The organism is Pelodictyon luteolum DSM 273, from assembly GCF_000012485.1.
GTDB lineage: Bacteria > Bacteroidota > Chlorobiia > Chlorobiales > Chlorobiaceae > Chlorobium > Chlorobium luteolum.
Genome location: NC_007512.1, coordinates 709,561 through 728,539, shown reverse-complemented (window position 1 = coordinate 728,539; position 18,979 = coordinate 709,561). Strand labels below are relative to the sequence as shown.

Annotated in this window: 19 protein-coding genes; 10 read left to right on the top strand and 9 right to left on the bottom strand. The window is 56.7% G+C overall.

Annotation, left to right across the window (positions count from 1 at the left end; translation table 11 throughout):
* The first annotated feature begins 110 nt into the window (after positions 1–110).
* From PLUT_RS03265 to pscD, 6 genes are all read left to right on the top strand, one after another.
* Entirely contained in the window at positions 111–740 is a 630-nt protein-coding gene (locus tag PLUT_RS03265; RefSeq protein WP_011357383.1) for a sigma-70 family RNA polymerase sigma factor, read from the top strand.
* A 35-nt stretch (positions 741–775) separates the two neighbouring features.
* A complete protein-coding gene (locus PLUT_RS03260) occupies positions 776–1,033 on the top strand; it encodes a zf-HC2 domain-containing protein (protein ID WP_011357382.1) in 258 nt (85 codons plus the stop codon).
* Positions 1,034–1,186: 153 nt separating this feature from the next.
* A complete protein-coding gene (locus tag PLUT_RS03255) occupies positions 1,187–1,576 on the top strand; it encodes an ArsR/SmtB family transcription factor (protein ID WP_011357381.1) in 390 nt (129 codons plus the stop codon).
* Positions 1,577–1,803: 227 nt separating this feature from the next.
* Entirely contained in the window at positions 1,804–2,202 is a 399-nt protein-coding gene (locus tag PLUT_RS03250) for an Hsp20/alpha crystallin family protein (RefSeq protein ID WP_011357380.1), read from the top strand.
* An 84-nt stretch (positions 2,203–2,286) separates the two neighbouring features.
* Positions 2,287–4,200, top strand: coding sequence for a molecular chaperone DnaK (dnaK, locus tag PLUT_RS03245; protein ID WP_011357379.1), 1,914 nt, complete (start codon positions 2,287–2,289; stop codon positions 4,198–4,200).
* A 140-nt stretch (positions 4,201–4,340) separates the two neighbouring features.
* Complete coding sequence (pscD, locus tag PLUT_RS03240; RefSeq protein WP_011357378.1) at positions 4,341–4,775, top strand: photosystem P840 reaction center protein PscD; 435 nt, start codon at positions 4,341–4,343, stop codon at positions 4,773–4,775.
* A 556-nt stretch (positions 4,776–5,331) separates the two neighbouring features.
* On the opposite strand, the gene PLUT_RS03235 is transcribed toward pscD, so the two are convergent.
* A complete protein-coding gene (locus tag PLUT_RS03235) occupies positions 5,332–6,399 on the bottom strand; it encodes an LbtU family siderophore porin (protein WP_011357377.1) in 1,068 nt (355 codons plus the stop codon).
* Positions 6,400–6,720: 321 nt separating this feature from the next.
* Here PLUT_RS03235 and PLUT_RS03230 point away from each other — a divergent pair, with 321 nt between their 5' ends.
* On the top strand, positions 6,721–7,638 hold the full coding sequence (locus PLUT_RS03230) for a DUF2914 domain-containing protein (RefSeq protein ID WP_011357376.1): 918 nt from the start codon (positions 6,721–6,723) through the stop codon (positions 7,636–7,638).
* Between the two features lie 9 nt (positions 7,639–7,647).
* Here PLUT_RS03230 and ybgF read toward each other — a convergent pair whose 3' ends face one another.
* From ybgF to PLUT_RS03190, 8 genes are all read right to left on the bottom strand, one after another.
* Entirely contained in the window at positions 7,648–8,430 is a 783-nt protein-coding gene (ybgF, locus tag PLUT_RS03225) for a tol-pal system protein YbgF (RefSeq protein WP_041463764.1), read from the bottom strand.
* Positions 8,431–8,510: 80 nt separating this feature from the next.
* Positions 8,511–9,026 carry a peptidoglycan-associated lipoprotein Pal gene (gene pal / locus PLUT_RS03220; protein ID WP_011357374.1) on the bottom strand — a complete coding sequence of 172 codons (516 nt, stop codon included), beginning with the start codon at positions 9,024–9,026 and terminating at the stop codon, positions 8,511–8,513.
* Positions 9,027–9,111: 85 nt separating this feature from the next.
* Positions 9,112–9,576 carry a peptidoglycan-associated lipoprotein Pal gene (gene pal / locus PLUT_RS03215; RefSeq protein WP_011357373.1) on the bottom strand — a complete coding sequence of 155 codons (465 nt, stop codon included), beginning with the start codon at positions 9,574–9,576 and terminating at the stop codon, positions 9,112–9,114.
* A 60-nt stretch (positions 9,577–9,636) separates the two neighbouring features.
* Positions 9,637–10,947: a protein TolB gene (locus PLUT_RS03210; RefSeq protein WP_041463763.1), complete on the bottom strand. Its 1,311-nt coding sequence runs from the start codon at positions 10,945–10,947 to the stop codon at positions 9,637–9,639.
* 143 nt (positions 10,948–11,090) lie between these two features.
* The gene (locus PLUT_RS03205; protein ID WP_011357371.1) at positions 11,091–11,951 is read right to left on the bottom strand and encodes an energy transducer TonB; all 861 of its coding nucleotides are present in this window, start codon (positions 11,949–11,951) and stop codon (positions 11,091–11,093) included.
* Positions 11,948–12,379, bottom strand: coding sequence for a protein TolR (gene tolR / locus PLUT_RS03200; RefSeq protein ID WP_011357370.1), 432 nt, complete (start codon positions 12,377–12,379; stop codon positions 11,948–11,950). The genes PLUT_RS03205 and tolR overlap by 4 nt, the downstream gene beginning before the upstream one ends.
* Positions 12,380–12,388: 9 nt before the next feature.
* The gene (tolQ, locus tag PLUT_RS03195; protein ID WP_011357369.1) at positions 12,389–13,057 is read right to left on the bottom strand and encodes a protein TolQ; all 669 of its coding nucleotides are present in this window, start codon (positions 13,055–13,057) and stop codon (positions 12,389–12,391) included.
* Positions 13,058–13,150: 93 nt separating this feature from the next.
* Positions 13,151–14,731 carry a DUF92 domain-containing protein gene (locus PLUT_RS03190; protein WP_011357368.1) on the bottom strand — a complete coding sequence of 527 codons (1,581 nt, stop codon included), beginning with the start codon at positions 14,729–14,731 and terminating at the stop codon, positions 13,151–13,153.
* 276 nt (positions 14,732–15,007) lie between these two features.
* Here PLUT_RS03190 and PLUT_RS12055 point away from each other — a divergent pair, with 276 nt between their 5' ends.
* From PLUT_RS12055 to ilvB, 3 genes are all read left to right on the top strand, one after another.
* Positions 15,008–15,139, top strand: coding sequence for a hypothetical protein (locus PLUT_RS12055; protein ID WP_275245719.1), 132 nt, complete (start codon positions 15,008–15,010; stop codon positions 15,137–15,139).
* A gap of 120 nt (positions 15,140–15,259) precedes the next feature.
* Entirely contained in the window at positions 15,260–16,957 is a 1,698-nt protein-coding gene (ilvD, locus tag PLUT_RS03185; RefSeq protein WP_011357367.1) for a dihydroxy-acid dehydratase, read from the top strand.
* 7 nt (positions 16,958–16,964) lie between these two features.
* Positions 16,965–18,686 carry a biosynthetic-type acetolactate synthase large subunit gene (ilvB, locus tag PLUT_RS03180; RefSeq protein ID WP_041463761.1) on the top strand — a complete coding sequence of 574 codons (1,722 nt, stop codon included), beginning with the start codon at positions 16,965–16,967 and terminating at the stop codon, positions 18,684–18,686.
* The last annotated feature ends 293 nt before the right edge of the window (positions 18,687–18,979 follow it).

Sequence of the window (18,979 nt, the reverse complement as noted above, 5' to 3'; positions counted from 1 at the left end):
GAGGGATGCACGCGCTTAAAAATAAATCATTTAATTTTATGTAATTTACTCATGAAGAGCGAACTGCATAGCATCTGAAACGATTTCTGAACCAGGAAGCCTACAAGCACATGACCAGAACAGAGCCGACCAGACAAAGCTCCCCCGAACAGAAAAAAACCATACTGACAGCAGAAGAACAGAAGAAACAGTCCGAATTCCAGACAGAAGCCGTCGTTCATCTCAATGCGCTCTACAATTACGCGCTGCACCTCACGATGAACCCCGATGACGCCAATGACCTTGTTCAGGAAACCTACCTGAAAGCTTATAAATTCTTCAGTTCCTTCGAGCGGGGAACAAACTGCAAGGCATGGCTGTTTAAAATCCTTAAAAACAACTATATCAACCGCTTCAGGAAAAACTCGAGAGAGCCGGGCAAGGTTGATTACGACCTGATCAAGGATTTTTACCATACAATCAAAGATACCCGCAGGGATTCTAGCGAAACGGAAACCGACTATTTCCACGCCCTGTTGCATGAAGAAGTCTATACGGCGCTGCAGTCCCTTCCCGAAGAGTTCAGGGAAGTAATCCAGCTCTGCGACATCGAAGGCTTCACCTATGAAGAGATTGCAAATATGGTCGAAAGCCCCATCGGAACCGTCCGCTCCAGACTCTACCGGGGCCGCAAGCTTCTTCGGGAGCAGCTTGAGGGATATGCAAAAAAGTTCGGCTTCAACACCGAAACAGGCAGATAGCACACAACACCCATACAGACACAACCCATTAATTTATGAACTGTAAAACAGCCCGGGTACTGATGAGCGCCGCAGTGGACGGCGAACTCACAGGAAAGGAGGAAGAGGGGCTCCGCCTTCATTTATCCCAATGCAGCGACTGCAGGATGGAATACGAGGAGGCGAAAAAGACAAAAATGATCGTTAAAGAAAAGATTGTCCGCTTCAAAGCCCCCCAGTCTCTGGTCGACTCCATCATGGACCTCTCGTTCACTTCTGAGAAAGAAGAACAAAACACCCTCGTTTCTGAATGACTGCCATTGGTCCCCCGGCAGGGATCTAAATCCCTTTTTGGTTTGAATTGTATGAATTTATAGCTATATAGGCTAAGCATGTCCGAAAAAGGGATACAGCGCAGTACTTGACAGACAGCGGCCGGCAGAAGCCGCGAAACAATAGCCTTGAGCATGAGCAAAACGGTCAGCATCTCAGAAGAAGAAGTTAAACGGTGGAACCTCAACATGCCGGACGAAATGCTTGAGGCGGTATCGAACCGCTTCAAACTGCTCTCCGAGCCGATGAGGCTTAAAATCCTCCGGGTACTCTGCGAAAACGAACGCACGGTACAGGAAATCGTCAATGCCGTCAATGCCAGCCAGGCGAACATCTCCAAACATCTGGCCCTCATGCACGACAACGGCGTCGTCAACCGCCGCAAGGAAGGACTCAAGTGCTACTACCGCACTGCCGACGACAGCATCATCTACGCCTGCTTCCTGATTTCAAAAAGCGTTGTCGAAAACCTCCAGGACCGCCTGAGCTGGGTCCAGAAGGTCAACAGCAACCTCAACGGCTGATTCCCCTTCCTGCCGGGCGGCGTACCGATGCCGCCCCGGCATCCCCTCTATCTGACAGAGAAGACTGACTTTCCTGTCACACATCTGACATTTCCATCCTATATCTGACACCAGTTCGCTGAAAAAGCGGGTTGGCACGCTATTTGTATTATTACTCCTGATGAGCGTCACGCTCACTTTGAACCATACGGAACACCGAAAACCAGTTGAATAAAAGGAGAATAGACATGCTTGTACAATTGGCAAAAGACCCCCTGAAGCTTTTCGACGACATATGGTCCGGCACCCAGATGCCGTCCGCTCCGGCATTCAAGGTCGACATCTCTGAAGACGCCACGGCATTCCACCTTGATGCGGAACTTCCCGGCATTGAAAAGGAGAAGATCGCCCTGAACATCGAGGATGACGTGCTCACAATCAAAGCCGAAAGGAAGAAGGATGCCGTCGAGACGGAAAAAGATTACCACCGGGTCGAGCGGACCTACGGAAGCTTTTCGAGGAGTTTCAACCTTGGAGAGATGATAGACCAGGAGAACATCGGTGCAGAATTCGACAACGGCGTGCTGCATGTCACACTGCCGAAAGCACAGCCTGTCAGGAAAACGAAGGAGATCTCCATCTCCTGAGTGAAAGGATAAAACCGCAGAGGGGCCCCCGCGGTTGAAGAGGGGGGCACTGGATTCAACATCAAAAAAAAGGATACTTGCATCATGGGAAAAATCATAGGCATTGACCTTGGCACGACCAACTCTTGCGTGGCGGTCATGCAGGGCACACAGCCAACCGTCATAGAAAACTCTGAGGGCAACCGCACCACCCCGTCAATGGTGGCCTTCACCAAAACCGGCGACCGCCTTGTCGGACAGGCGGCCAAGCGCCAGGCCATCACCAACCCGAAAAACACCATCTTCTCAATCAAGCGCTTTATCGGCCGCAAGTTCGACGAGGTGCCGAACGAAAAGAAGATCGCGCCCTATGAGGTCGTGAACGAAGGCGGAGAGGCCCGCGTGAAGATCAACGACAAGACCTACTCCCCTCAGGAGGTCTCGGCAATGATCCTGCAGAAAATGAAGCAGACCGCAGAGGACTTCCTCGGCGAAAAGGTCACGGAAGCCGTCATCACCGTGCCGGCATACTTCAACGACGCACAGCGCCAGGCGACCAAGGATGCAGGACGCATTGCAGGGCTTGAAGTCAAGCGCATCATCAACGAACCGACGGCAGCCGCGCTTGCCTACGGACTCGACAGAAAACAGACCAGTGAAAAGGTTGCGGTCTTCGACCTTGGAGGCGGAACCTTCGACATCTCGATTCTCGAGCTCGGAGACGGCGTCTTCGAAGTGAAGTCGACCGACGGCGACACCCATCTCGGCGGTGATGACTTTGACCAGAAAATCATCGACTTCCTTGCCGATGAGTTCAAGAAGCAGGAAGGAGTCGACTTGCGCAATGACGCAATCGCTCTCCAGCGCCTGAAAGAAGCCGGTGAAAAAGCCAAGGTCGAGCTCTCCTCGCGAACCGACACCGAAATCAACCTGCCCTTCATCACGGCAACCCCCGAGGGCCCCAAGCACCTCGTCATCAACCTGACCCGCGCCAAGTTCGAAGGCATGTGCTCGGACCTCTTCGACAAGATCCTTGAGCCCTGCCGCCGTGCGGTGAAGAACTCGAAGGTGGAGATGAAGGACATCGATGAAATCGTCCTGGTCGGCGGCTCGACCCGCATCCCGAAAGTACAGGCCCTCGTCAAGGAGTTTTTCGGAAAGGAGCCCAACAGAAGCGTGAACCCTGACGAGGTCGTGGCCATCGGCGCGGCAATCCAGGGCGGCGTGCTGAAAGGTGATGTCACCGACGTTCTCCTGCTTGACGTCACCCCGCTCTCGCTCGGCATCGAAACCCTCGGCGGCGTCATGACGAAGCTGATCGACGCCAACACCACGATCCCGACCCGCAAGCAGGAGGTGTTTTCCACCGCCGGCGACAACCAGACTTCGGTCGAAGTCCACGTGCTGCAGGGAGAGAGGCCGCTGGCAGTAGACAACAAGACACTCGGACGCTTCCACCTTGGCGATATCCCGCCGGCACCGCGCGGCATGCCCCAGATCGAGGTCACCTTTGACATCGACTCCAACGGCATCCTGAACGTATCGGCCAAGGACAAGGCAACAGGCAAGGAGCAGAGCATCAAGATCGAGTCATCGAGCAAGCTGACCGATGCAGAGGTCGAGAAGATGAAGGAAGACGCAAAGGTCCACGCCGAAGAGGACCAGAAGCGCAAGGAAGAGATCGAGGTCAAGAACTCGGCCGATTCGCTCATCTTCAGCACCGAAAAGCAGCTCTCGGAACTCGGCGAGAAAATCCCCGCCGACAAGAAGCCGGTCATCGAGGGTGCGCTTGAAAAGCTGAAAGACGCACACAAGAACGGCACCATCGAGTCGATCAAAGGCGCGATGGATGAGCTCAGCAAGGTATGGGGAGAGGTCGCATCAAACCTCTACCAGGCTGAAGCGCCCGGAGCCGATGCCCCTGAAGGACAGGCGCCTCAGGACGGCGGATCGAAAAAAGGCGGCGAGGGTGCCGTTGAAAACGCCGAATATGAGGTGATAGACGGCGACGGCAAATAAAAGCCAGCCTCACAGCAGGATAGCACAAGGGGATTCCGAAGGGAATCCCTTTGTTATTTAATCCTGTTTTACTAATTTATAAGTTGTTGAAGGCCTGATGCCAGGAAGGCGTCAACTTTGCTAATCAAACTGCGCCAGCAATGCAATCTCAGCTCAGCCGACCCTTCACCGCCCAGAACCAGGTTCGGGCCAGCACTTCAGGACCATGGTCGGGCAATGCAGTCCACAAAGCGGAAAAGTATTTCATCACCTCCGCAAAAAGAGACCGCAGCAACGCCCTTCAGCTCACCATCAGCCCGGCTTCGGGCCGCAGGAAACTGCTTGCTACCAGGGAGATGATCAACAAGGTCATTGCCGGGGAAATCGAGCTCACCGTCATGAGCACCCTTCCCGATATCGGCATCAACCTCAGCCAGAAGATCCTCGACAACGAGAACCGCTACGTCATCGACTTCGACAAACGCGGCGTCAAGTGGACCATGCGTGACATTCCGGTGTTCTACAACTCCATCAAGCGCCAGCTCTCCGTTGAGATCGACCGCCAGAACTATACGCTCGACGAGTTCTTCAAATAGGAAGCTACGCCGTCAGGAACATCATACGAGCAGGCCATCTCCCCGATGGCCTGTTCTGTTTCACCCCGACCGCTCTTCGCCCCGCCCTCTCTCGGCTTCGGTCTTCAGGAAGCCCGGCCTGCAGGGTATCTTGATGCTGTATTGAACATTGCTCTTGACAGTCTGCATCAACACATGACCCCACAGAACCATGTCACTCACCATTTTCATAGTGTTTTTCTTTGTGCGATGATTTCCATTGCTACGTTATGATCGATCGCCATCCTGCCGCCATGCACCTTCACGAGGACCGGCACCCCTCGAGCGTTCTGGACGACCTCCACCACCTGCCGGGACTGAACCCGAGCTCTGAAAGGCGGCGTTCCTGACCCTTTCCCTCACGCGCCCTTCCGTGACCGGGGCCCCGGCCGGCTTGCAGATGGCGACCCGTTCAGTGATGACAGGAGAGCGGCCCGCCGCTGCCCTGCACCCTCCTGAATCCGATGATTTCAGCGGACTCACCCGCTCCAAGCGTACCAAGCGGAACCATCATGACTGCTCCTGTTTATGCTGTTGCTTAAAATCCCATTGCAAGCTGCACCGTGAACGTGTCTGTATCGGCAGATCCCTTGTTGTCGGCACGCTGGTATTCAATTGCCAGGCAGGCATCATCCGTGACATCCCATCCGAGGGTCGCGCCATAGCGGGAATCGTTCGTACCGAAGTCGTCCGATCCCTCATAACGCAGGGCAAGGTTCAGTGGCGCCTCGAATGCATAACCCGCCTCAACGCTCCATGCGGCAGGCTGCCTGCCGCTGTTTTCGCCGTCCGTAAAGTTGTCGCAGGCGCCAAGGTATTCTCCCCTCAGCTCAAAGGGTCCGAACCCCGCCATCGCATTGACCGACCAGCCGCCGACGAAGTCCGTGGTTGTCGTATTATTCCCAACGACGAAACTATCCTTCAGCCCATCGGTATCGGCCACATTGTTCGTCCATGAGCCACCGATGCCGTAGCGGAAGCTGTCAAGCTCTTTCTGCCAGCCAATAAAGGCAACGAGGCTGTTGATTTCGCTTTCGCCTGTTTTCTGCACTTCACCCTTGAACACAGAGAGCGATCCCTGGAGGCCGCCCTCTTCATAGCCGGCCTTGAGCGATGCATGAAGCCTGGTCTGGCCGAGCTCGAGGGTCATGGGGTCGGAGATCATGCTGCTCTCAAACGTACCGAACGACTGGGTAAGGCGGCCGACCTCGGCGAAGAACGGGGAAGATTCCGACTTCATCCTGATGTAGGCCTGCTCAACAAGGATGTTGTCGCTGTTTTCACCCTGTTCGTACAGCAGCACCCCGTAAGCGGTGAGCCATGGGTTCAGGCTTGCTTCAAGGCCGAGCTCAAGGGTCGCGAGGGTGATGTCGGTTGTGGATTTTTTGCCTTCAGTGTCAACAGAGTTTGCTTCGACCTCGACAAAACCGCCGAAGGAAACGGTCGGACTTTCTTTCTCTGCCGGAGCAGGAGCCGAAGCTTCCGTTTTGTATTCTAGCGCCTCAAGACGCCGCTTCAGCTCCTCCACCTCGCCTGCAGCCAATACCTGTGTAGAAACCAGAAGGGCCAGACAGACCATGCCGGTGCTTTTCTGAAACATGTTCATAATGCTCTGGTTTGCGTGGTGTGTTTTGGATGTGCTCTTATTTTGACTTTATCTAATTAAACAGGCTGAATCTACACCTATTTAGATTTAGTTCAAATAAGACAACAAAAAAAACGCGCTGATATACACACCAGCATCGCACGGCCAGCACTGCATGAATTTGTTCAATCACTTTTAAAGCAAAGAGATAAGCGTGACATGGCAACTATTGGAGCGGGAAAAAACTTCATTCACGACACAAAAACCACATCCCCGCAATGAAACATTGATCAAGTTCACACTATCTCCATAGCATGAAGGTCGATATCACGTACCTTCAGTATGACAGAAAAAAACCACAGACGCATCACAATGGAAAACCTGACGGAGTTCGTCCGGACAGGCCGGATCATAGTCGACGCCCTTACAAAGAAAAGAGTCGGCAACGGGCTGAGCACAGAAGAAGCGGCACGGCAGTCGGGAGTGGCTGAAGAGCAGCTCCGGCGTCTGGAGTCCGGGGACCTGGAGTTCCTGCCTCCGGTTTACGTCATCGCACTGCTCCGGAAATATGCTCTCGCGCTCGGAACCTTTGACACGGCGCTCTTCAAGGAACTGAAGCAGGCTGCAGGCATTCCGGCGCCTATTGCACAACAGCAAAACCTTGAGAAGTCCCCGGGAAAGGGCCGCATTCTCTCCGTGGGACCAAAGGCCATTGCAGCGGCGGGAATCGCTGCCGTCCTCATCATCAGCGCTCTCTTCCTCAGCCGCACATACCGCAGCCCGGCAGAAACCCCGCCCGGGGAGACACCAACCGCAGCGGGAGGATACAGCAGTGCCCCGGCACCGGCAGCAGATGAGGGTCCGGCTGGAGCCGAACGTCCTGAGCAGGAATCAAAGCAGGCCGGGGCGCATGCAGCAACGGCACATACCGGATGCTTTACGCTCTCGATCAACAAAGAAAAACGCCAGCCGAACGGCCGGCTTGCCCGCATCCCTGCAGGAACCAGCTCCATCATCTACTTCAGCGACATTCATAGGCCTTCCGGCAAACCCCTCTATCATGAGTGGTCGTTCAACGGTAAACAGGTCGATAAAATAGCAGTAGGCAGACCATCGGGCCCTCGATGGAGAAGCTGGTCCAGAAAAACGGTCGGCAAGGAAGGAAACGGAGTATGGAGGGTACGGGTGCGTGAAGGAGACGGGGTGGTTCTGCGAGCCGACAGCATTCTTTCAGGAAAGCCGCCGGCAGCTGCAGAATGAAGGTGAGGGTCAGTTGAGTTTCTGGCGGGCAAGCTTGGCTTCAGGAGCTGACGGGTAGACATTGACCAGATCACGATAGCGGGTTTTTGCGTTGGCCGCATCACCGATCAGCTCGAATGAGCGGGCCTGCTTGAAAATCGCCATGGGACGCTTGGGGCTTTTCGTGTATTTGGCAATCACCGTCTGGTAATCAAGGATTGCCTTGTCGTAGGCTTTCTCGGCAAACCAGCTTTCAGCGATGAAAAACTGCGCATCTCCAACCCTCGGCGACTTGGGATAGTCCTTGATCAAGGCTGAAAAACTCTCACGGGCATCATTGAACCGGTCTTTGCCGAACATGGCAGCCCCCTCGTTGAAAAGGTCGGAATCGCTTTTGGGCGAAGGACTGGGAGGTGCGGCAGCCGTAGCGGCGGCGCTGTCAGGCGATGTTGCCCCGGCACTGCCGGGCACAGCGGGAGGAATGACAGCAGCAGCCTTTGGGGATGGTGTCAGGCCGAGGTATCGCTCAACTGCCTGAATCCTGCGTTCAAGCTCGTCATTTTTCTGCACCAGCAGTGAATCCTCGGCACCAAGCCGCTGAAGATTCCGCTGGCTGCTGTAGCCCACTTCGTCGATGCGGCCCTGCAGTCCGCCGACCTGGTCACGGAGCTGCTGCAGGTCCGAATACGATCCTGCCGATTGGGTTTTTATGGTTTCAAGATTGTCCTTGACAACGACAAGGTCCTGCTTCGAGGCACATGCAGAAAGAAGGAAAAAAGGGACAAGGAGAAGCCTGCCGGATATGCTGGTCATGGGCGTCAGGGTGTTTGGCATCAGAAAAAAGCCCCTGAACCCGGTAAGGGCTCAGGGGGAGTGTCGTAAGAAGTCGATACTTACTTCAGGATGAAGTGTGCGCGGCGGTTTTTCGACCATGCGGCTTCATCGTGGCCGGCGGCGAAGGGTTTTTCTTCACCGTAGCTCACCGTCTCGATACGCGATGAAGGGACGCCGAGCCTGACGATGTACTCCTTGGCCGTCGAAGCACGACGCTCTCCGAGAGCAATGTTATACTCTGAGGTGCCGCGCTCATCGCAATGGCCTTCGATCATGGTCGAAGCTGCGGCGTTGCTGTTCATCCATGATGCATTCTGCTGCAGCTGCGTCTGGGCGTCAGCGGCGAGTTCCGAGCTGTCGAATTCATAGAACACATCTCCGAGAGGACCGGTCTGGTACTCGTCGAATCCGTAGCCGGAGGGTCCGGATGCGACGGAAGATACGGGAGCAGAAGCCTCAGCAGGAGCGGGAGCAGAAGCCTCATCCGCACCGGAGGGAGCGACCGCATTTTTGGACGAACAGCCTGCCGTGAACATCAACGCAAGAGCGAGAAAACCATACACACTTTTTTTCATGGGATCGGATTGTTTGGGTTACGGGTAAGTTAATACTAAGCAGCCCGGGAAACGGCACCATGCCGCCCCCCGGCTGCAGGGAACATCACTCAGCGACAAAATGGGCCCGTCTGTTCTGCGCCCATGCCTCCTCGGTACTGCCCTGGGCAAACGGCTTCTCTTCACCGTAGCTGAGGGTTTCAATACGTTCAGGGCTGATGCCGAGGCTCACGATGTACTCTTTGGCGGAAGAGGCACGACGCTCTCCGAGGGCCATGTTGTACTCATTGGTCCCCCGCTCGTCGCAGTGCCCTTCAACAATCACCCGCTTCGAACGGTTGGCATCCATCCATGCCGCATTGTTTTTCAGCTGGCTTACAGCATCCATGCGCAGAGCCGACTGGTCAAAATCAAAAAACACGTCACCAAGAGCAGGAACAGCAGCAGCAGCCGGCGGCGGAGGTGGGGGTGGTTCGGGTGCTACTGCAACATCTTTCTGACAGCTGCATGCCCCGATGAACAGCATCGCCGGCACACACAGGATTCTGGCTAAAGGCTTGAGATTTTTCATGATTTCCCCCTTTTTTAGTTGATTGCAAAAAAACTGCTGTACTGCTCAAGAACAGATGCTTCAAGGGATGAACGACCATGAGGGCTGCATCTGTTCCCCCTCCATCTGGAGGAGGCGACGCTGGTTGTCCCCGTTAGCATTCATTACATACAGTTTTTTCTGGCCCTGGCGGCCGGAGGTAAACACGATCATGTCGCCGCCGGGCGACCAGGACGGGGATTCGTTCTCGCGTGCCCCTGAAGTCAACCGGGTTGCACCCGAACCATCCGGCCTTATGGTAAATATATTTATTTCACCGTTTTTCTCCATTGTCGTATAGGCAATTTTATCACCGCCCGGAGACCATGACGGCTGGGTATTGTAATTGCCATTGTAGGTCAGCCGTCGGGTCTGGCCCGTACCGAGATCGAGGATGAAGACCTGCGGGTTGCCGAAACGCGCTGAAACGAATGCCATCTTGGTTCCATCAGGCGAAAACGACGGGGAAAGGTCAATGCCCCTGCTGGAAGTCACCTTGCGGGAAAGGGTGCCGTCCGGCCGGACAAGATAGATGTCCTGGTCTCCTTCAAAAGAGAGCGTTGTTGCCACTTCGCCATTACTCCTCCACCCTGGATCGATGCTGACCCCCGACTGGCGTACGGCGGAAATCCTCCGGTCGGCCATATTCATGATCTTCAGCCCGGGCCTGCCGGAGGTATAGTCGGTGAAAGCCAGTCGGGTGCCGTCAGGAGAGAGTGCCGGCGTGAGCGAAATTGAGCGGGAACGGGTGAGCTGGCTGAGGGAGCCGCCGTCGAAGGCGCAGGAATAGATTTCCTTGAACCCGCTCCGGTTCGACACGAACACGATGTTTGAACCAAACACCGAACGGCGTCCGGTAAGCAGCTTTACAAGATCGGCACAAAAAGCGTGCGCGATTGTGCGCAGCTCATCAGGCCTCCCCGAATAGGTTTTGCTGAGGATGGGTTTGGCTCCGAAGGTCTCATAGACGGCCATGGACAGCTTCACCCTGCCTGCCTCGGAGGCGAGGGAACCGCCGGCGAATATTTCCGCACCGATGGAGTTGAGGGCCCCGAAATTCAGCGTACGCTTGCCGCTTCCGCCCGTCTCAAAGAGGTTCAGCGGAGGAGGTATCATGTTGAAGATGCCCGTGAAGGCAAGACCCTCGCGGATCTCCCGATCAAGCTCCGCCGACCATGCGGAAGCCTTTCCGCCTTCGGCAAGCGGCTTGCCAAGCACAAGTGCGATACGTCCTGCGCCCTCCTTGCGGATGGCGATATACTCGCCCTCCAGGGCCATGGCGGAGAGAGGGAAACTGAAACAGGCGATGAAAGCCAGAAGAAGAGCGGCAGTAAGTCGTATGGAATGCCTCATGGATACAGTGGTCTCATTTATGGGTTGAATGTCATTCATCGTTCCGGACAGCAGCAGAACACATATACATATACGACCCGCCGAAATGCATATAAAATATACACAATATGTTTATCCGCTGAAACAATCTCTCTTACCTCTTCTCAGCGGTCAATGCCTTTAGGGGTGAATACGAACTTGAACCGCTCGGAAGGGGGCCCGTCTGACCTCGGGGGGAGGGGCGATGACTTTTCCAGTGCATTTTTCACCGAATTGTTCAAGTAAGGACTCAATGATGGCTTTACGAACACGATCTGCTGTATCGTCCCGTCGCGAAGCACCAGTATTTCCACATATACTTCCATACCGTCAGTCCGCTGCAGCATCTGGCTGTTGAAGTTCCAGTTGCGGTTGATAGTCTCGACAACCGCTGCCAAATAGGCATCAGCCGTACCGCCTCCGCCGCCGGTCCCGGAACCGCTCCCCTGCGACCCGGAACCTGAGCCGGAACCCCCGGTCCCCTGCGACACGGATGCCTTCAGTCTGGAGAGCGCCCGCTGCAGATTGTCCTGGCTGGCAGCTTTTTCAGCAGCAGCCCTGGCGTCGACTTTTTTCTTGAGGTCTGCAATGGCTTTCTGTAAATCGGGAGCCTTTTCAGCCGGAACGCTCTTGGGATCGGGAACGGTTTTCTTCGGCTTCATGGGTTCAGGAACCTTCGGCGCCTTTTTTTCAGGCGCGCTCACCTCAGCCTTCTTCGGAGGCTGAGGTACAGGTGCAGGTTCCGGTTCCGGTGCAGGTACAGGCTCCGATACCGCTGCGGCCGGACCGCCGCTCCCTGCTTGCGCTCCCCCGCCCGGCATGGAGAGGAGGCTGACTGTGACAACCCTCGGCTTGAACGGGCGTACTGCCACCCACTGCTGGTAGGCGAGCAGTCCGGCGAACAGGACGATGTGCGTCACCGCCGCCAGAGCAAGCCAAAAAGAAAAAGGTCTCTCTGCCCGGATGCGGGCGCCGCTTTTTTTCATAAACCCGCCGCTCTGCTCCGCTTCGGGCCTGCCGGAGCAGGTTCGGTGACCATGCCGATCTTCTCTATGCCTGCGTCCCTGATCTGTGACATCACATCCATCACGAGCCCGTAGGGCAGCGACTTGTCAGCCTTGAGGTAGACCTCCCTGGTCTTTTTGACATCAAGCAGGGATGGAAGCCTTTCGCGGACCTCGGAGGCACCGAGTTCATACTGGTTCACGAACACCCGACCTGAAGCATCAATGCTGATCATGAGCCCCTCGGGGTTGACATCCATCTTTTCATGCGTCGTCTCCGGGGTCTCAACCTTGACGCCGTGCGTCATCATCGGGGCCGTCACCATGAAGATGATGAGCAGGACGAGCATCACATCGACCAGCGGGGTCACGTTGATGTCGCTCATGAGCCGGCCTTTTCCGGAAGTCATCATATATCCTCAGTCCTGCGGTTGGTTGGGTATGCATACGGCCGTGAACTCAGGAGAAAACTCCTCGATGTCCCTCTCGATGATGCCGACCTGAAGGGAGAGATAGTTGTAGCCCATGACGGCGGGAATGGCTGCGGCAAGACCCGCGGCAGTTGCGACAAGTGCCTCCGAGATGCCGGGGGCGACGGCGGCCAGCGAAGCCGACTGAACCATGCCGATGTTCTGGAAGGCATCCATGATGCCCCACACTGTACCGAACAGGCCTATGAACGGAGCGGTATTGCCGACGGTGGCGAGGAACGGCACCAGCTGTGAAAGGCGCTTCACCTCGAGATTCCCTTCCCGTTTCACCGCCCTTGCGATGCGGGTCCGGGCGTCACCTGCACCCGGGTTTTCACCAAGGGCCCGGTACTCGATGTAGGCCGCACGGAACACTTTTGCCAGAGAGGCGTCGCGGTAGTTCTCGCTTTCGGCGAAAATCCGCTCTACGCCCTGCGACTGGAAGAAGCTGTCGAGAAACGCTTTCGACTCCAGCATCGACTTGCGGACGAATGTGAATTTCTGGAAAATGATGGCCCAGGAGACAACGGAGAAGAGGAGTAGGATACCGAGAACGAAAAGGACGACAGGGCCCGCCTGTGAGAGGAGGGCAAGTATCCCGGAATGAGATTCAGGCATAGGAACGTGGACGGTTAAGGTTCATCATCATTTCGAGTGTGGGAGTGGCCCCCGGAGGGGCCGACAGACAAACATACAACATGCAGAGACTATTCAAAAGAGTCCTGCGTTCTGGATCACAAGAAAAGCAAGCGCCGAACCCGAAAGGGCGCAGAGGGTGTTGACGAGGTCGTTGTTGACAAGAGCGTAGCCTTTCAGGAGGCGGTTCTCCACCTTCGTCCCGTCCGCCGCCATGCTGTGGGTCCGCTCAGTCACCTTTTCGCGGATAGGGTCATAGTACTGGGCCTGGAGGGTCGCGCCGAAAAAGCTGTCGACAAGGCTGGCAAGCAGGCCGGAAAGGCCGACCAGAAGAAACGAGTTCAGGAGGCCGAAATCACTGAGCCACGGCACGCCGGCAACAACGGCACTGAGGCAGATGAAGAGCGAGCCGATGAAGGCGCCGGCTGTCCCCGGGAACGATACCCCGCCCGACGTGCCGACCGCGACCGGCTTCAGGGTGGTGACGAGCCATGCTTTCGGGTTCGGCCACATGGTACCGATCTCCGTCGCCCATGTATCGGCCTGGACGGCTGCAAGGGTGCCGAGATAGGCGAAAAAGACCGCAGGGTTCCCGGTGAGGGAATAGACCACCATCAGAATCCATGCGATGCCTCCGTTGGCGTACACCTGACCCGCATCGCGCTGTGAGCCTTTTTCGAAGACCAGATCGAACTTCGCCTTGCGCTTCCGGCCGAGCTTTGAAAGAACCGAAGAGAGCAGATAGAAGGTCAGAAGCGGCACCGTCCAGACCATGCCGCCGATGCCGAAGATGGTCGTTCCGAGCAGGAAGGTCGCCGTCGCGCCGCTGTTGTTGAGGAAGCGCACCTTAAGGGAAAACACGGCGAGCAGGAATGCGAACAGGCCTCCGGCAAGGAACCCAGAGGGAAGGGCCGCCTGGTTGCCCTCAAGCAGATAAAGCACGTAGGCCGTAGCGACGGGAAGAAAGAAGTTGTCGAGCCCGTAGGAAAGCAGCGCTTCGACCGCAGTGGAGATGAGTGCAAGCAGGAGGGCAAGGAGAAGCAGCGTCAGGAGCGATGCGCCCTCCAGACCGCCGTGGAACTCAGGGCGGAAAAACAGAAGCGAGAGCGAGATGAGGAGCAGCGAGACGAAAAACATCGTCGCTGAGCCCTCGACGGTCTTGGTGTTGCGGGTAAGATCGGCAATAGGGTGCTTGCCGAACGCGGAGCCCGCGAGCGCTGCCAGCGAGTCCCCCACTGTGGCGGCAAGCACGGCGGTCTGCAGAATCCAGCGGTGTTCGTCCCAGAGGAGCAGCGCGCCGAAGAGGAACGCCAGCGGCAGGTATATGCTGCCGTAGCTCTTCACTGCCTGCGATCCCCGCCCGTCCCCTTCGGAACCCGAGAGCATCGAAGTGAACCAGCCGAAAGAGAGGTTCAGGGAATTCAGAGCCAGAAAAAAGAGCGCAAGAAGCACCGGGTAGAAATTCGAGTCGAAATACGACGGCACGAAGAACAGGACCACCCCGGTGCCGAGGTGTACGATTTTGCGCGCCACGACCCTGTTGAGGCCGAAGCGGCCCGCAAGCAGTTCAGAAAGAGCGATGAACAGGCCCAGAAGGCCTATGGAAAGAAGGAACGCCGGCAGTTCGGGTACGGAAGGCATTGGGAGATTCAACATAGCTGCAGTGTTGTGATTATGCAGAAGTGCGGGTATGGCAGGACCGCGATATGATGAAAATATACGGCTTTGGAACCGGAAGACAATGAAAACAGGCCAACCTCGCAACGCACCATGACACTGAATGGTACGAAAAAAGCGCGCAATTCAACAGGAATCAACAGGCATGGAGGGCCGATTATTCTGCCGTTGTGTTTGTATTAATGCATGCGAAAATGTAATTTATTGCCGAATTTGGTCCTGTATCGTTTGCTGCAAGAAACATCTTTTTCATAAATGACTGCACCGTCGTCACATACCGGTCATGCCAGCCTCCCGGCCGAGGCGGTTCTGCCCCTTGCCGGCTTGCCGCTCTCTTTTGACGTCACCCCCGTATCGGGCGTTACCCTGAAGGGTTCAGTACGCTGAATCCGGCGCCGCCCCCAGTCCTCACACTCCTGTTTTTGCACACCACATTCACAGTGACATCGGGACCGGCGGTCCCGACACTCAACAATCAATTGCCAAAACCACAGCGATAGAAATCACATGAGATCCGACACCATAAAGACAGGGTTTGAAAAAGCGCCTCACCGGAGCCTCCTGAAAGCAACCGGCACCATCCACGGGAAAAGCGACTACCAGAAGCCGTTCATCGGCATATGCAACTCTTTCAATGAGCTGATCCCCGGCCACGCCCACCTGCAGGAACTCGGCCGGATCGCAAAGGAAGAGGTCCGAAAGGCGGGCGGCGTGCCCTTTGAGTTCAACACCATCGGCGTCTGCGACGGCATCGCAATGGGCCATATCGGCATGCGATACTCGCTGGCCAGCCGCGAACTCATCGCTGACAGTGTCGAAACCGTCGCCGAGGCCCACCGCCTTGACGGCCTCGTCTGCATCCCCAACTGCGACAAGATCACCCCCGGCATGATGATGGCTGCGCTGCGCATCAACATTCCCGTGATCTTCGTCTCCGGCGGCCCCATGAAAGCGGGCCACACCCCTTCAGGCAAAACGGTTGACCTCATCTCCGTCTTCGAAGCCGTCGGTCAGCGGAGCACGGGCGAAATCTCTGAAGAAGAGCTGGAGACCATAGAAGAGAACGCATGCCCCGGCTGCGGCTCATGCAGCGGCATGTTCACCGCCAACTCCATGAACTGCCTCTCCGAAGCGCTCGGCTTCGCCCTTCCCGGCAACGGCACCATTCTGGCCGGCGACCCGCGCCGCAATGAGCTCGTCAGGGAGGCCTCGCGCCGCATCATCGATCTCGTTGAAAAGAACGTCCGGCCCCGCGACATCCTCTCCCGCAGCGCCCTTTTGAACGCATTCGCGCTCGACTTCGCCATGGGCGGCAGCACCAACACCATTCTGCACACGCTGGCCATTGCCAACGAGGCTGAGCTTGACTTCGACTTTTCGGAGCTCAACGGCCTGTCGGCAAAAACCCCGTATATCTGCAAGGTGAGCCCTGCGACGATGGACGTGCATATCGAAGACGTGGACCGCGCCGGAGGGATTTCAGCCATTCTCCATGAGCTCTCGAAAATCGACGGGCTTCTCGACCTCTCCGTCCCAACGGTGACGGGAAAGAGTCTTGGTGAAAACATCAAAAACGCTGAAGTGCTGAACCGCAAGGTCATCAGAAGCATCGAAGACCCCTACTCCGCTACCGGCGGCCTGTGTGTGCTTTACGGCAACCTCGCCCCCCAGGGTGCCGTCATCAAGACCGGAGCCGTCAGCGCACCGATGATGCACCATAGCGGCCCCGCGAAAGTCTACGACTCCCAGGACGATGCCATAGCAGGCATCATGGGAGGCGATGTCCACTCGGGCGACGTGGTCGTCATCCGCTATGAAGGGCCGAAAGGCGGCCCAGGCATGCCCGAAATGCTCTCGCCCACAAGCGCCATCATGGGCCGCGGACTCGGCGATTCGGTCGCCCTCATCACCGATGGCCGGTTCTCCGGCGGTTCGCGCGGCGCCTGCATCGGACACGTCTCTCCGGAAGCGGCCGTAAAAGGCCCCATCGCCGCACTCCGTAACGGCGACACCGTAACCATCGACATTCCCGGCCGCTCCATCACGATGGAAGTCAGTGATGAGGAGATCGCGGACCGTATCGCCGGGCTTCCGGCTTTCGTACCCAAAATCAGGAAAGGCTACCTGGCGCGCTATGCCGAGATGGTAACATCCGCAAATACCGGCGCCATCCTGAAGACACCCGTTTCCTGTGAACCCAAATAAACTGACCATGCCGCAATCAGGACCGACCATGAATGGCTCTGAAATATTCTTCGAATGCCTTCGGCGCGAGAATGTCGAATACATCTTCGGCTACCCCGGCGGGGCGCTTCTGAAGGTTTACGAAACCCTCTATGACGTTGAGGACATCAAGCACATCCTCGTCCGTCACGAACAGGGGGCCACACATATGGCTGAGGGTTACGCACGCGCGACCGGCAGGCCCGGCGTCGTGCTTGTCACCTCCGGACCCGGCGCGACCAATACCGTCACCGGCATCACCAACGCCTACATGGACTCCTCACCGATGGTGATCTTCACCGGCCAGGTGCCGAGTTCCCTCATCGGCAACGATGCCTTCCAGGAGGCCGACATCGTCGGCATCACCCGGCCGATCACCAAGCACAACTTCCTCGTCAAGGATGTGCGTGAACTGGCATCGACCATACAGAAAGCCTTTTTCCTCGCGACCAACGGCAGGCCCGGACCGGTGCTTGTCGACATGCCCAAAGACATCCTGAATGCCAGCTGCACATTCGAGTGGCCGGAGAGTGTCGACATCCGCGGCTTCAAACCCACCATCAAGTGCCACCAGAACCAGATCGAGAAGGCGGCGCACAAAATTGCCGAGGCCAAGCGCCCGCTGCTCTACATAGGCGGCGGTGTCATCAGCGCCGAAGCCTCCGAAGAACTCCGGAAGCTCGCCATTGAACTGGACATTCCGGTCACCATGACCCTGCAGGGCCTCGGCGCCTTCCCGGCCAGCCATCCGCTCTCGATGGGCATGCTCGGCATGCACGGCACCTACTGGGCTAACCAGGCCGTCAACAAGTGCGACCTGCTCATTGCCGTCGGAGCCCGTTTTGACGACCGGGTCACGGGAAGGGTCGATACGTTCGCCCCACAGGCATACAAGATCCATAACGACATCGACCCGACAAACGTCGACAAGAACGTGAAGGTCGACCTGCCGATCGTCGGCGATGCAAAGAACTTCCTGGCAGGACTCCTTGAGGCCATGCCGGAAAAGAGGGAAAAACATGACGCATGGCATGCTGAAATCCGCCAGTGGCAGGAGCAGTGCCCGATGACCTACACGGTCGAGGAAGGATCGCTGAAAACCGAGTTCGTCATCGACCAGGTCTCCCGCCAGACGGAAGGCAACGCCGTCGTTGTCACCGACGTCGGCCAGCACCAGATGTGGACTTCGCAGTACTACCGCTTCAACAACCCCCGCTCCATCATCACCAGCGGCGGGCTCGGCACGATGGGCTACGGCCTGCCGGCGGCCATCGGCGCGGCCTTCGGCATCACCGACCGGCCTGTCGTCCTTTTCTGCGGAGATGGCGGGTTCATGATGAACATCCAGGAACTCGTCACCGCGGTGCATTACAAGATCCCGGTGAAGATCTTCCTGCTCAACAACAGCTTCCTCGGCATGGTCCGCCAGTGGCAGGAGCTGTTCCACGCGGAGAAGTACTCGTTCACCGACCTAGAGGCCAGCAATCCCGACTTCCTGAAGGTGGTGGACGCATTCGGCTGCAAGGCCATGCGGGCCGACACCCCGGCTGAAGCCGAAGCGGCCATCCGCAGCGCCCTCGACTACAACGAGGGGCCCGTGTTCGTCGAGTTCCGGGTTGTCAAGAAAGACATGGTCTTCCCGATGGTCCCTGCCGGCGGATCTATCTCAGACATGCTCCTCGAGAGGCTGAATCCGAAAACAATGGTATAACACACGCCGAGACCCATGAGAGTACAAGAAAGGCCCGATAAGATCGGGCCTTTCTTGTTGAATTGACTGCATCACGAACCCCGATTGGACGACTGGTATGCCCACCTCAGCCACGACTCGTTCTCTGCAACCAGTGCATCGCGATGAACACCGTACCGATCCTACGGGTGAAGGCGAAGAAAGATGGTCGGGTTGGACAGGCTGCGCGGCTGGAGGAGGCGGGGCGACTTATCCTGAAGAAGGAGCCGCTCATTCTTTGAACTTCCCGTTGCCGAAACTATCTTCACATGTAT